The organism is Cytobacillus oceanisediminis (assembly GCF_007830235.1).
GTDB classification, from domain to species: Bacteria; Bacillota; Bacilli; order Bacillales; family Cytobacillaceae; genus Cytobacillus; species Cytobacillus oceanisediminis.
On sequence record NZ_VLKI01000003.1, the window covers coordinates 168,569 to 182,335 of the forward strand.

Annotated in this window: 16 protein-coding genes and 1 riboswitch; of the genes, 12 read left to right on the plus strand and 4 right to left on the minus strand. The window is 39.5% G+C overall.

All coding sequences use genetic code 11. From position 1 onward, the window contains the following. Window positions 1-89: 89 nt before the first annotated feature. Both IQ19_RS07300 and IQ19_RS07305 read left to right on the plus strand, forming a co-directional pair. The gene (locus IQ19_RS07300) at window positions 90-1,034 is read left to right on the plus strand and encodes a M23 family metallopeptidase (protein ID WP_144541480.1); all 945 of its coding nucleotides are present in this window, start codon (window positions 90-92) and stop codon (window positions 1,032-1,034) included. A gap of 1,133 nt (window positions 1,035-2,167) precedes the next feature. Then, window positions 2,168-2,331, plus strand: a riboswitch (FMN riboswitch). A 162-nt stretch (window positions 2,332-2,493) separates the two neighbouring features. Continuing rightward, window positions 2,494-3,078: an ECF transporter S component gene (locus IQ19_RS07305; RefSeq protein WP_144541482.1), complete on the plus strand. Its 585-nt coding sequence runs from the start codon at window positions 2,494-2,496 to the stop codon at window positions 3,076-3,078. Between the two features lie 157 nt (window positions 3,079-3,235). Here the strand turns inward: IQ19_RS07305 and IQ19_RS07310 are convergent, their stop codons facing one another. Continuing rightward, window positions 3,236-3,484, minus strand: a complete 249-nt coding sequence (locus IQ19_RS07310) for a ferredoxin (protein WP_144541484.1) — start codon at window positions 3,482-3,484, stop codon at window positions 3,236-3,238. A 294-nt stretch (window positions 3,485-3,778) separates the two neighbouring features. Here IQ19_RS07310 and IQ19_RS07315 point away from each other — a divergent pair, with 294 nt between their 5' ends. From IQ19_RS07315 to IQ19_RS07335, 5 genes are all read left to right on the plus strand, one after another. Next, a complete protein-coding gene (locus IQ19_RS07315) occupies window positions 3,779-4,840 on the plus strand; it encodes a YpbB family protein (RefSeq protein WP_144541486.1) in 1,062 nt (353 codons plus the stop codon). Beyond that, complete coding sequence (locus tag IQ19_RS07320) at window positions 4,837-6,336, plus strand: RecQ family ATP-dependent DNA helicase (protein WP_144541488.1); 1,500 nt, start codon at window positions 4,837-4,839, stop codon at window positions 6,334-6,336. Before IQ19_RS07315 ends, IQ19_RS07320 begins: the two co-directional genes overlap by 4 nt. Before the next feature lie 6 nt (window positions 6,337-6,342). Further along, window positions 6,343-6,966 (plus strand): CPBP family intramembrane glutamic endopeptidase, encoded by a 624-nt coding sequence (locus tag IQ19_RS07325; protein WP_144541490.1) that lies wholly within the window; start codon window positions 6,343-6,345, stop codon window positions 6,964-6,966. 75 nt (window positions 6,967-7,041) lie between these two features. Then, a complete protein-coding gene (locus IQ19_RS07330) occupies window positions 7,042-7,764 on the plus strand; it encodes a LysM peptidoglycan-binding domain-containing protein (RefSeq protein WP_144541492.1) in 723 nt (240 codons plus the stop codon). Between the two features lie 264 nt (window positions 7,765-8,028). Continuing rightward, window positions 8,029-8,487, plus strand: a complete 459-nt coding sequence (locus tag IQ19_RS07335; RefSeq protein ID WP_144541494.1) for a YpbF family protein — start codon at window positions 8,029-8,031, stop codon at window positions 8,485-8,487. A 60-nt stretch (window positions 8,488-8,547) separates the two neighbouring features. Here IQ19_RS07335 and IQ19_RS07340 read toward each other — a convergent pair whose 3' ends face one another. The 3 genes from IQ19_RS07340 to IQ19_RS07350 all read right to left on the minus strand — a co-directional run bounded on the left by IQ19_RS07340 (window position 8,548) and on the right by IQ19_RS07350 (window position 9,713). Next, window positions 8,548-9,117, minus strand: coding sequence for a manganese catalase family protein (locus tag IQ19_RS07340; protein WP_144541495.1), 570 nt, complete (start codon window positions 9,115-9,117; stop codon window positions 8,548-8,550). A 108-nt stretch (window positions 9,118-9,225) separates the two neighbouring features. Beyond that, the gene (locus IQ19_RS07345; protein WP_144541497.1) at window positions 9,226-9,486 is read right to left on the minus strand and encodes a spore coat protein CotJB; all 261 of its coding nucleotides are present in this window, start codon (window positions 9,484-9,486) and stop codon (window positions 9,226-9,228) included. Further along, complete coding sequence (locus tag IQ19_RS07350) at window positions 9,483-9,713, minus strand: spore coat associated protein CotJA (RefSeq protein ID WP_144541499.1); 231 nt, start codon at window positions 9,711-9,713, stop codon at window positions 9,483-9,485. The genes IQ19_RS07345 and IQ19_RS07350 overlap by 4 nt, the downstream gene beginning before the upstream one ends. A 145-nt stretch (window positions 9,714-9,858) precedes the next feature. Between IQ19_RS07350 and IQ19_RS07355 the strand changes: the two genes are divergently transcribed. The 5 genes from IQ19_RS07355 (at window position 9,859) to IQ19_RS07375 (ending at window position 13,442) form a co-directional block, all read left to right on the plus strand. After that, entirely contained in the window at window positions 9,859-10,491 is a 633-nt protein-coding gene (locus tag IQ19_RS07355; protein WP_144541501.1) for a CBS domain-containing protein, read from the plus strand. A gap of 60 nt (window positions 10,492-10,551) precedes the next feature. Next, entirely contained in the window at window positions 10,552-10,947 is a 396-nt protein-coding gene (locus IQ19_RS07360) for a hypothetical protein (protein WP_144541503.1), read from the plus strand. A gap of 24 nt (window positions 10,948-10,971) precedes the next feature. Continuing rightward, complete coding sequence (locus IQ19_RS07365) at window positions 10,972-11,742, plus strand: metallophosphoesterase (protein ID WP_144541505.1); 771 nt, start codon at window positions 10,972-10,974, stop codon at window positions 11,740-11,742. A gap of 82 nt (window positions 11,743-11,824) precedes the next feature. After that, complete coding sequence (locus IQ19_RS07370) at window positions 11,825-12,730, plus strand: MerR family transcriptional regulator (protein ID WP_144541507.1); 906 nt, start codon at window positions 11,825-11,827, stop codon at window positions 12,728-12,730. A gap of 133 nt (window positions 12,731-12,863) precedes the next feature. After that, complete coding sequence (locus IQ19_RS07375) at window positions 12,864-13,442, plus strand: genetic competence negative regulator (protein ID WP_144541509.1); 579 nt, start codon at window positions 12,864-12,866, stop codon at window positions 13,440-13,442. Window positions 13,443-13,767: the final 325 nt, after the last annotated feature.

Below are 13,767 nucleotides of genomic sequence, written 5' to 3' on the forward strand. Positions count from 1 at the left end.
GTCATAGGGTGAAAAAGAGAGCGTCTGAGGATATTCAGATGGCTCAAAATTCAGCTAGTGATTCAAGCTAACAATTTAGGAGGAAAAGAATGAGGGATTACATAAGACGTTTCTTTATTGCAGGGATAATGGCTCTTTGTGTAGGTCTATTATTTCTGGGAGGGAAGCATTCTAAAGCTGCAGAACTTAATGTTGAAGAGCTTACACAGGACTGGATGTGGCCTGCAGATGGTGTAATTACAGATACTTTTGGGACAAGGCGTGGCCATCATAAGGGAATCGATATTGCTGCCGAATCCGGCTCGCCAGTATATGCTGTCGACTCCGGAATGGTATCAAAATCGTATTACTCGCAAACTTATGGACATGTTATTTTTATTAAGCACAGCAACCAAACGGAAACCGTTTATGCACATATGAACGAGCGCTTGGCTGGTAAAGGGCAACAAGTTAGTCAGGGCCAAAAAATAGGAACAATGGGGAGCACCGGTGACTCTTCCGGAGTGCATCTCCACTTTGAAATACATAAACGAGAATGGACAGTTGATAAAGAAAATGCGGTCGATCCTTTTGTCGCTTTTGGCAGGGAAGAAATTGGACAACCCGTGTATGCAACATTAAATGAAAAAAGTGCGCAGGAAGTATCTGCTCAAATATCTCAGCTTGGACCAGGGCAGACGCGAATACAGGACCACTCATCTGTAAATGCTGAAATAGCTGAACCAGTTCAGGGCGAAGAGGCGATGCATATGGTACAGCCGGGTGAAACATTATGGGAAATTGCAGAGGTATATAATTTATCAGTTAACGAAATTGCGAGTGTGAATAATATTCAACAAAATAAAATTGTTTCTGGCCAAAAACTAAGAATTAAATTAGAAAACTATGAGCAATATGCTGTGAAAAAAGGTGACACCCTTACAGCCATTGCAAATAAATATCAAACTACAGCAAAAGCAATCAAGGAAATGAACAAACTGGATGCGGATGTCATTAAAGTTGGACAATTGCTAATAATCCGCCAAAATGAATAGATTTTGATTGAGTCACTTTACTCCTTTAAAGTATAATGGCAGAAAACTTGGGGGAGTAGGAGAAATGCTGACAGGCGACCAGGCAATTGCGCTCGCAAAAGAAGTGGATTGTCCATAATGACCTTCTCCAAAGGGGAAAGAAGAGAATATCTGCTTGGATGATAAAAAGGATGGCTCTTAGGCCATCCTTTTTTATGGAGATAGGTGGACAGAATCCGCACAAAAAAAAAGGAATGTTCCCACAAGAGGGTCTTCCGCGCATGAAAAATGGGAACCCGCTCGTAAAGAATGTAAGGGCGCGCAGAACCAGCCATCGTCTGTGCGTAAAATAAGGAAAGTCGCGCACAAAAGGGATATCCGCGCAAAAAGACCGGAATCAGCGCGTAAAGAGTGAGAGGGCGCGCAGAACCAGGCATCATCTGCGCGTAAAATGAGGAAAGTCGCGCACAAAAGGGATATCCGCGCAAAAAAGAACAGAATCCGCGCGTAAAGAGTGAGAGGGCGCGCAGAACCAGCCATCATCTGCGCGTAAAGAGTGTAAGGGCGCGCAGAACCAGCCATCGTCTGTGCGTAAAATAAGGAAAGTCGCCACAAAAGGGATATCCGCGCAAAAAGACCGGAATCCGCGCGTAAAGAGTGAGAGAGCGCGCAGAACCAGTCATCGTCTGCGCGTAAAATGAGGAAAGTCGCGCACAAAAGGGATATCCGCGCAAAAAAGAACAGAATCCGCGCGTAAAGAGTGAGAGGGCGCGCAGAACCAGGCATCATCTGCGCGTAAAATGAGGAAAGTCGCGCACAAAAGGGATATCCGCGCATAAAAGGCCTGAACCCGCGCGTAAAGCCTAATTTGTTTAGGGGATTTTCTCAAAAATCTGCAGAGATCACAGGGAAGGAAATACTTTGTTAAAATTTGATTCACTTCCTCTTTCACAAAAAAGCTTTCTTCAAAAATGAAAATCTATTGGCCGATCAACATAAAATCGCAAGCTTACTACCTTAAAACGCTAAAACACTTAAAACACTTAAAAAGTTTCAATCTCTTGAATGTCTCCGCCTGCATTGTCACACAAAGAATATATCCCTTCCCATTACATCTTTTTTTCAGTATAATAAGTGATGTAAACATTAATACGGTCTATCTTCGGGGCAGGGTGAAATTCCCGACCGGCGGTGATGAGTTATATGACTCTAAGTCCGCGAGCCTGAGAGTAAAGTTTTTTATACTTTACGATTTAATTGGGCAGGATTTGGTGCGATTCCAAAGCCGACAGTACAGTCTGGATGGGAGAAGATGGAGGTTCTGCAGACGTTCAAAAAATGCAGGTTTTGAACGTTTATTAAGCATGCCTTTGTAATTCTCCCTCAAGTGATATAGCTTGAGGGGTTTTTATTGCAGAGACATTTGCTTTGCCGAACCTTTCTTCTGTAGGAGAGATAGTCCTAAAAAGGAGAGAGGAACATGAAAAAACTTAATATCAAAGCTTTAGTATCAATCGGAATGCTTAGCAGTATTGCTTACATTTTAATGCTGCTGAATTTTCCAATTCCGCCATTTCCGCAATTTTTAATGATTGACTTCAGCGATATCCCTGCATTGATCGCAGCGTTAATCTTTGGTCCAGCGGCAGGAGTTTTAGTTGAATTAATTAAAAATATCCTTGATTATTTTATGACAGGAAGCGCAACGGGAGTCCCTGTTGGCCATATCGCGAACTTCGCAGCTGGCATTTTGTTTGTCTTGCCAACCTACTATGTATTCAATAAGCTGAAAACAAAAAAGGGCATGACCTTTGGATTGCTCGTTGGCACAATATTTATGGCTGTAATCATGAGCGTACTAAATTATCTGATTATCCTGCCAGCCTATACATTCTTCCTAAACTTCCCGGCAATGTCTGCACCGGAGATGCGAACGATGATCGTGACAGGTATTTTGCCATTTAACATTGTCAAAGGATTGCTTATCTCCCTCGTATTCATGCTATTATTTACACGGATGGGAACATGGATGAACAAGCAGGCTACTTTTAAAAATGCAGCTTAATTAAATTATAGATATAAAAAGCAACGGCTATGTGAACCGTTGCTTTTTTGCTGTCTTCAAATTGAACTCTCTCTTTCAGATTCAGAGCAAATAAAAACTCCCTTTCATGAATGAAAGGGAGCAGTAGCTTAACATTGGTTAGAGTATAATTGAAGATCTATTCGTGTTTAAGCGGGTCGCCGTCAAACGCATCGTCAGCAACTTTAATTGAATCAGTTGGGCAGCCTTCGAAAGCATCCATCATATCATCAATTAATACATCCGGGATTTCAACGATTCCCTGGTTATCATCAAGGGTAACGAATGCAATGCCTTCGTCATCGTAATCATAAATGTCTGGTGCAGCTGCTCCACAAGCACCACATGCGATGCATGTTTCTTTGTCAACAATCGTATACTTTGCCATGAAAAAAACCTCCCAAGATTTAAACAAATAATCTTCCATCATTTAGATGGTAACGCATTCCTCATATCTATTGTAAAACTGTATGGGCAACTTTTCAATAGAAAATGTATTGAGAATGCTTATCATAACTGGGTTTGGGCTTAATTTACCCTAAATAAATTATTTAAAACGATTTGCTTATTTCTTTCATGATAAAATGAAAAGGAACACAAATTGTCTTATATATACATAATTCCTTAAAAGCATCATGAAAGGTGCTAAAAAATAAAACCAGCAACCAATAAGGTGAAAAACATGGAAAGTTCTTATTTAAAGATAGTCATTTTGTATTGTATAAAAGAACTGCAAGGCCAGAGGACGATTTATTCTATTCTGCACTTGTTAAATGGCAAAAAGTCTTCTCAAACGATTCAGGATGCCCATTTATTCCAATTAACCCGTTTTTTTAAAACATTTGGGCAATTAACCCGATCAGAACTTGAACAGCTTGCTGCAGAAATGGAAAACATCAATTGGATTAGCCAGGATGAAAATGGCCATTTTACTTTAAGTGTAAAAGGAGGGAGGTATTTGCAAAGTGCTCTATTAGAATACCCGATTCCTTCTTCCTTAAACGGCTGGAAATACCATACGTCCACAGGCGTTTTTTGGGAGAGGCTTTCACTCCTTGTTCAGGTTATTTCGCATTTGAATTATAATCATGCAAAGTATCTTCCAATTCAAAGAAAGCGGAATGTCCTATCTTGGCTTAAAGACTTTTTAAAAACATCTGGAGCAGACCGGAATGAACTTGGAATTCTTTTAAATAAAGAACTGCAGCACTGTCTTGGGAGTCTAAGTGATATTAATCCTGCTGTTCTAACCCTGAGGCTTACAGGCTATAATCATATTGGCCTTACTGATGTGCAGGCTGCCAAGCAGCTGGGGTTAGGCCAGGATTATTATCACCATCAATTTCTTGGTGTACTCCATTATATTTTGGAATGCATTAAACACAGTCCTTCACGGTATCCTTTGCTGGGAAAACTGGTTTCTGGATCTGAGGATTCTGTTCCACTAACGTTCTCGACTAAAAAAACTTACTCATTGTTAAACGAGGACTTTGGTTTAGACGAAATAGCACGCATTAGAAATTTAAAAAGAAGTACAATAGAAGATCACGTAGTGGAAGTGGCTTTAAATGAGAGCAGCTTTGATATCACTCCGTATGTTGCGAATGATAGGCAGAAATTAATTCTTAAGGCAGCAAATAGCTCTGAGTCACGGCAGCTAAAACAAATTCGTCAATTGGTGCCGGAAGCGGATTACTTTGAAATAAGATTAGTTTTGGCGAAGTTTGGAGAAGAAGAAAGATGAATTTAGAAACTATTTTACAAAAAACATATGGCTATACATCCTTCAGGCCTGGCCAAAAAGAAATCATTGCATCCGTGCTTTCCGGAAAAGATACGGTGGCCATGCTTCCTACAGGAACAGGCAAGTCTCTCTGCTATCAGCTTCCCGGATACTTGCTTGAAGGACAAGTGATTATCATATCTCCCTTGCTGTCCCTGATGCAGGACCAGGCAGAGCAGCTTATGTTAAACGGAGAGAAGAAGGTGATTGCTTTCAATTCATTTTTGACACATGAAGAAAAGAGACAATCGCTAATGAATTTAAGGCGCTATAAATTTATTTTTATTTCACCGGAAATGCTTCATTTTGAGGCTGTATTGTCTCAGTTAAAGAAATTGCGGATTGCTTTATTTGTGGTGGATGAAGCACACTGTATATCGCAATGGGGCTATGATTTCAGGCCTGATTATTTAAAACTTGGGGAAGTCAGAAAGAGGCTCGGAAGTCCGCTTACATTGGCTTTAACGGCTACGGCTACTCCAGCGGTTAAGGAGGATATAAAAAAATCACTTGGCATTACAGAAGGCAGCGAATTTATTTATTCCGTTGACCGCCCCAATATATCACTGTCAGTAGAAAGGTTAAATAGCTATCGGGATAAAATTGAAAGACTTGTTGAACTTGCAGAAACGCTTGAGGGCCCCGGAATCATTTATTTTTCCAGCAAAAAAATAGCGGAGCAGACTGCGGAGCTCCTTAGAGACCGTGGAGTTGGAAGTGTTATGGCTTACCATGGGGGAATGGACCAGGAAAGCAGGATTCTGGTGCAGCAGCAATTTATACATGGACAGCTCGACCTTATTTGCGCAACCAGTGCATTTGGCATGGGGATTAATAAAGAGAATATCCGTTATGTTATTCATTTTCACATGCCATTGCAGATAGAATCGTATTTGCAGGAAATTGGACGGGCCGGAAGAGATGGAAAGAAAAGTATTGCCATTCTTCTCTTTGCTCCTGGGGATGAACAGCTTCCCTACCAGCTCGCAGAAAGCGAATTGCCTGATAACGTGCAAATTGATTGGATAAAGGGATGGCTGGAGGAAAATCCGGAGGTTATGTCAAGTCTATCTCAATACGAAGAGCAAATCAGGCAGGTATCTGGTTTAACAGACACACAATGGAGAGTTTTTGAAGATTTTTTTCAGCGAAAAAGCAGTCAAGGAATCCCTCTTGGACGGGTTGTGGAGGAGATAAAGGTCTATAATCAGAAAAGGCTGGAATCAAAGAGGCAGAGTATTGAAGAAGTATATAGTTGGATTAGTATGAACGTATGCCGCCGGGAGCATATTCTATCTTTTTTTAAAGAGGAAAAAACAGAGGCTATCCGAAACTGCTGTGATGTATGCGGTCTGGAACTAAACGATTTTACAAAAAAGAATAATAAAGAAAATCAGGAGAACCTGCAATATGATTGGAAGAATCATTTAGATGCGCTTCTGATTCCGGGTGAGTGAATGAAAATGAAGAAGAAGTATGCGGATATTATAAAGGACCTGACTGACAAAGAACTGTTATTTCACCTCTATATTACGCAAATTCTGCTATTAATCATTTCTTTTATATTAGGTATTATATTATTTGATAGTCTGAGCGTTTTTTTAGATCTATTCAGGTGGAATGATGTTAATATCCTTTTGGTTGGGGGGACTGCGGGAGCTGCTATTGTAGTTGTGGATCTAATTCTCATGAAGCTGCTCCCTGAATCCCTGTATAATGATGGGGGATTGAATGAAAGGATTTTCCGGAGCCGCAATCTGTTGCATATAGCATTGATAGCGGCAGTTGTAGCCTTTAGTGAAGAACTGTTATTCAGGGGAGTCATTCAAACGCATTTCGGGCTGGCCGTTTCAAGCATTATCTTTGCACTTGTTCATTATAGATATTTATTTAATTGGTTTTTGTTTTTAAATATTATTACATTAAGCTTTTTTATAGGTTATATTTATCTTGTAACAGAAAATTTGCTAGTTACCATAGTTATGCATTTCCTGATTGATTTTCTATTGGGAGTCATTATCCGTATCCGGCATTCCAAAAATCCGAAGAGGAATGAACAGGACGGTAGTGTGATACATAACGAATAATAAATCCATTTATAAAAAAATTTTATCTTATTAAAAGTAGCTCCTTATGAATATTATTACAGGAAGGGATGTTCCATGAATAAAGAAGGCCCTTACAGAGATCAGGCGGAACGGCTCCGTAAGAAGATTGATAGAAAGCAAGAATCGGACAAAGGTGGATCAAAATCAGCTCTGCCGCCAAGGAGCAGGGTGCATCAGGAAAAAAGAAAAAAGAATAAATGGAAGCTTAAATATCCTGTCATCCGCTTGCTCGCTATGTTTTTTATCCTTCTTCCCATTACTATTTTCAGTATTTACAATTACTTGAGCAAAGAAAAGGGCATGGGAGCTGCAGAAGAAGCTGGAACTATCGAGACAGGCTTTGAAACAGTTGGCTATGCGACAAACGATACTAATAAAGGGACTACGATAGAAGTAAGAGAAGATAATATAGCATCAGAATCAACAAAGCCTGAGAATTCTCCTGCACAGGGGGAAAGCACAGCAGATTCTGAAACACAATCTTCTCAAAAGGCAGATTCAGAAGATAAGGGTTCTGCAGCCCGGCCTGAGCAGGAAGAACAGACAAAAGCAGTAGAAAAATCTGTATCTGAAAAGGCGGCTGAACCCAAGAAGCAGGAAGAGCCCAAAATAGAAGGGAAAATCGTCTATCATACGGTTAAGCCAAAGGAAACAATCTTCAGAATAGCGATGACCTATTATAAATCACAGGCTGGTATTGATATAATAAAGAAAGCCAATAACTTGCAGTCCAACGAAATTAAGACTGGCCAGGTTTTACAAATTCCACTGGATTAAGAGCAGGCAGGATGGGACTCTAACTGCAGCAAGGTTGGGTTAGAGACAAAATCCTATAATGGTCTTGGAGAAAAGTCCCTTTATAGAGGAAATGAAGGACAGATCCTGTAATCAAGTTGGAGAGGTTCCTTCATTGAGAATATAATGGATAAAATACCGTATTGAGTTGAAAAAAGTCTTTCACACTAAACAAGCTTGCTCCGCTCTGTAGTCATATAATGTTGTACAAGCTCATACATTATTATGAAAAGAGGAGGGAGAATCTTGGAGTCGCCGATTAGAATGCTTGATGATCGAACAGACCAGGCTACGCGAAAGATGCTTGAAAAAGTAGTGGAGAGAAAGCAAAAGTTTGATAAGTTTAAGTCATGGCATTTGATTGCCATGTGGGCAACAGTTTTTATATCTTTCTTATATTTTTTGTATATTTACAAAACGGTTATGCAGCCTTTTTCGTATTCATTTGCCTCTATGTTTTCAGCATTTGTCAACCAATCGGCTAATTTCTATTTGCTTGTTTTTACGGTTGGATTATATGGGCTGATGAATCTGCTGAGAGAAAAAAGAGAAAAAGCAGAAAAGGAATTTCACGCATTACGATGTGAAATTATAGATAAGAGCAAGGATCTATGGAAAAAAGAAGAAGAATGGAAAAATCGGCATACCGTTTTCGAAATGATGAAAAAAAATTACGACATAAACCTCTACCATGAGAATAAATAAGTGGATAAACAGTAAAAAGAAGCAGCCCAACTGCTTCTTTTTTTAATTTAAGTATTAAAATTAAAAGAATTTCTTCTTGTCCCGTTCTTCTTTAAGGATTTCTACTGCTTCCCTGAATCGCTGCGAATGGATGATTTCCCTTTCCCTTAAAAAGCGCAAGCCATCATTTAAATCCGGGTCATCACTCATGTTGATGATCCATTGATATGTTGCTCTCGCTTTTTCCTCTGCCGCAATATCTTCATATAAATCCGCAATCGGATCACCCTTAGCCTGAATATAAGTAGCTGTCCATGGGACACCGCCTGCATTATGATAGAATAGTGCATTATCATGGTTTGCATAATGGGCGTCAAGGCCAGCTGCTTTCATTTGATCAGGTGTGGCATCTTTTGTTAATTTATAAACCATCGTAGCAATCATCTCTAAATGGGCAAATTCTTCAGTTCCGATGTCTGTTAAAAGGCCGATTACTTTATCTGGTATTGAATAGCGTTGATTCAAATATCTTAGGGCAGCAGCCAGTTCTCCATCGGCACCGCCGTATTGTTCTATTAAAAACTTTGCCAGCTTCGGATTGCATGAGCTAACCCGGACTGGGTATTGCAATTTTTTTTCATAAACCCACATCTCTCTTCAACCCCTCCCTGAAATTCTGCCTTCGAATAACGTTATCCATTTAAAAGAATATTTCCAGTTATCAGCGCCTCGGTTATTGAAGGCGCCTGCTGACGAATATTACACTTGCCATGGCCATGGAGCGTCATCCCAATTCCAAGGCTGGCCGGAGTAGCTATGGCCGTATTGCATTAACGGGCCATATTTGCTTTCGATTGCATTTCTCAGTTTTTTCCGTTCCTTCGCATAGTGGTTGAATTGCTTAATGGCTTCTGCATCACCATTATGTGTGTCAAGATACAGAGTTAAGTCAACTAACACAAAATCGACTGCTTGCAGCTGTTCGAGAAGCTGGTAGTACTCTGCTGGCATCTGTTTCATGGCTGCTGCCCCTCCCTGGCCTTTTCATAGGGACTATACCAAGGGTCATAGAAAGCTTTCCATAAAGTACCTGTCCGTAAGGCTTGCATTGGTGTAAATTGCTCAAGACCTGGCGGCTGGAATCCCATATATAGATTTGGAGGTGTTGAATATGTTTTAACGGTAATGGGTTTGCAAGGGTCAAAAGGGCTTACATAAGGGTGCCAGGTTTTACGGGGTGTGTTCATGTTTAATCCCTCCTTATTTGTGCGTCATTGAATCTTATGAGAAATCTTGGGTTTTCATGTTAGTTTTATTTGACAAGAAGAGGGGATAACGGTAGTGATGGCGAAATTATAAGTGGGTCTTATTAATTACTCTGAGGTGATGGCAATGTTTGTGAAAAGTATCATGATTCCAAAGCACACCTGTTATACAATTGGTCAGGATGAAACATTGAAAGAAGCATTAGCAATGCTTGAGGAGCATCAAATTGATGGGCTTCCAGTTTTAGAGGGCGATAAATACGTCGGCATTATCACCAGATATGGAATATATGAGAACTTCTTTTCATCAGGAAAATTAAAAGAGGATTTTTTGGTTGCAGCGCTGGTTAAAGATATTGCCACACATCAGGAGCACTATCTTGAGGGAAATGAAATTTTTGAAAAAACATTATTGGCCTTAAAGGACTTTCCTTTGCTTGCGGTTCTGGGAGAAAATCGAAAGTTTCTGGGTATAGTCACCAGATTTGATGTGCTTGCTCAATTCCAATCTGCATTCGGCACCAATCGTTCAGGTGTAAGGATAGCGTTTACATCTGTAGAAACGGAAGGGCGGATAGCAAGATTGGCAGAAATTTCTCACTACTTCCATGAACACATCATTTCCCTAGTGACATTTGATGAAACAGATAAGCTGGTACGCCGGATTGTTATGAAAGTGGAGAAAAATAACAACCTGGATAAGTTCATTAGCAAACTTGAAAAATCGGGCTTTCGCGTTCTCGACATTACAGAAGATTAATTTTGAAAATAGTCAACAAAACGAATCCTTCTCATACAATTTGTATGGGAGGGATTTTTTGTGTATTATCACTTGCTGAAACTACTGACTGGCTTAATAAGCGGTTTTTTATTTATAAAGTTTTTTCCGGTTTCCATCCCAATGAGTATTTCAGATATGATTGTCATATTCGTACTGGAGCCGGGCGGGTTTTTTTTAGGTATGATTTTTTTTATTATTGCTTTTATTGCCAACGCAGAGATGATCAGAAGCGCCATAGAATTGACTGCATTGCTTGTAAAATATAAAAAAACACATTTCTTTGAACTTATGCTGAGTTTATTAATTATCGGAAGCTTTTTTATTTTGTCTGCGATTTCTCTTTGGGAAACGATTGCACTTTTCTGTTTTTCGTTAATCTATGGTATTATTTCTTTAGATTTTAAGAAACTGAAATTTGCTGAAGACTATGAATAGAGGCAATGTAGTGCAGGAGGAATTATGATTTATATAGCGGCTTTGGCCTTAATAGGCGGTGCAGGATTACTCATCTATATGCTCAAGGAGGCATTCGCGGATCGAATTATATATAAAGAGCTTTCTTTTTCCGAATTCCCGGAAAGCTTCGGAGAAGTAAAGCTTTTTTTTATTTCTGATATTCATAGGCGGCTGATTTCCGAGAAGATTATTGATGAGGTCAAAGGGAAAAAAACGGATTTGGTGATTATCGGTGGAGACCTTATGGAAAAGGGAGTTCCTTTTGAAAGAGTGAAAAAAAACGTTTTAATGTTAATGGAAATCGCACCGGTTTATTTTGTTTGGGGAAATAATGATTATGAAGTAGACTTTCACCAGCTCGATGCCCTTCTTTTGGAATGCGGTGTAAAAATCCTAGATAATACAGCGCTTTCCTTTGAATCTCAGAAAGGGGATCGCTTTGTTTTAATTGGAACAGACGATCTAAGCAAGGATAGGGAAAGACTGGATCTTGCTCTTGAAGATGCAGGAACAGGCGGCTTTCGGGTTTTAGTAAGCCATGATCCCAGAATCGCAAAACAGATAAAAAAAGAACACAACATTCACCTTGTGCTGAGCGGACACACGCATGGAGGCCAAATTCATATCTTAGGTTATAGCCCATATGAAAAGGGACGGATCAAAAAGCTTCCCGAAACAACGATTCTGATAAGCAATGGATTCGGAACAACTGGTGTGCCGCTGCGTCTAGGCGCAAAGGCCGAAACTCATTTCATTACTCTAAAGAACGGCTGATCCATGATGTTATTTAAAACTTATACAGAGCTTACACACTTATTGGTAACTTCTATAATTGGTAATGAATGGAGGGCTGAGCATGTCAAATGAAGAAGGAAAATACAATATTAAGGCTGTTTCAAGAATGCTCGGCATTCAGCCAGGTACTTTAAGAGCATGGGAAAGGCGTTATCAAATTGTTGCCCCTAAAAGAAATGAATCAGGCCACAGGCTTTATACTGAGGAACATGTAAGAATTTTAAAATGGCTGCTGATGAAGGTTAATCAGGGTTTTTCAATAAGCCAGGCCGTTTCTCTGCTGGAAAACAATGAACTAAATACAGAGCCCATTCAGATGGAAAAAGAAGGTGACAGGTCCAGTATCTTAGCAAATGAGCTGTTGGAGTCTCTTCTTCAATTTGATGAACCAAAAGCGCATGATTTGATCAACCAGGCGTTTAGTTTGTATACAATTGATAAAGTTCTTGTTGATATATTAGGCTCATTGCTTGTTAATATCGGGACTCTTTGGGAAGATGGCAAGATTACCAGCGCACATGAGCACTTTGCTTCGTCTATTTTAAGATCAAGGATCGGGATGATCCTGCATTCTTTTCCGCATAATTCTGTATTGCCAAAAGCGATAGCAGTATGCGGGCCCGGTGAAGCACATGAGCTGGGCCTTCTGATATTCACTCTCTTTTTAAGGCGAAAGGGCTTTGAAGTGGTTTATCTTGGGACAAGCATTGCAGACGAAGATATCTATACAGTAATCGATATCGTAAAACCTAAGTTTTTATTTTTTTCCTGTACCATGAAGGCAAATGTATCCGAAACCCTTAAACTGTCCGAGAGGCTGGTTGAATCTTATGAGAGACTCAATGTGGGGATAGGAGGATTCGCTATTGACAGCATGACGGAAGAAGAAAAAAAGAAATATAAGGAATTTATTCCCGGGAGCTCAAAGGGCGAATGGGAAGAATGGATAAAAGAACATTTAAATTAAATTAAATTAAATTAGTCGGTACGTGTTGCCGGCTAATTTAATTTTTCGCCTTCATTTAAAAGGAGACGACTCACAAACTTCTATTATCTTCATACACTAAACCAAAGAGTTTGTTCAGGGCAGGGGGCTTATTATGCGCTTAGAACGTTTGAATTATAATAAGATCAAAATCTTTCTTACATTAGACGATTTAACAGACAGGGGACTTACAAAGGAAGATGTCTGGAAAGACTCTTTAAAATGGCATCAGCTGTTCCATGAGATGCTCGAAGAAGCAAGTGAAGAATTTGGAGTTGACATTCAAGGATCAGTCGCTGTAGAAATTTTTTCAATGCAGGCTCAAGGAATGGTCATGATTGTAACGATGGATGAGCAGCAGGATGATGAGCTCCTTGAGGATGGTTTTATTGAAATGCAAGTAACTGTCGATGGCAGTGAAGATATCTTGTTCGAATTTCAGGATTTTGAGGATGTAATTCAAATGGCTAAAAGGCTAAACCTTGTTCATATTGAGAATGGAAGCCTCTATTCCTATAAAGAACAATATTATTATTATGCCGCCGATATTTGCGGTGAAGATATCCATCGGGCAGTTGCCATATTAGCTGAATTCGGAAATCCCTCATTTGCCAGCATCCATCTCATTGAGGAGTATGGCAAAATCATTATAGAAAACAAAGCTGTTAAAAAACTGGTTCATTTTTTTTCATAAAATAAGAGGGGGAAAGGTTCCTCCTCTTTCTTATTTTAAGGAAATTCTCTTAATTACTCATGAACAAAGCAAAAATTGGGTAAAACAATGTTAAGTTCATGTGCCGCAAAAGCCACCGAAGAAACAGTTGACTTTCATGTATATTGCAGAATAAAAATAGATGTTTTCTTTGCCTGTGAGCGGGAAAACATGTAATAAGAATAAACAGAAAATTCCCTTTAAAATCAGCATTGGCAACGGTTTCATAAAAAAATCAAAAAATGCGGAAAAGTGTATTTTTCTTCTTGCATAAATTAGGCAAAGGTGTATACTATGTCATGGAAGC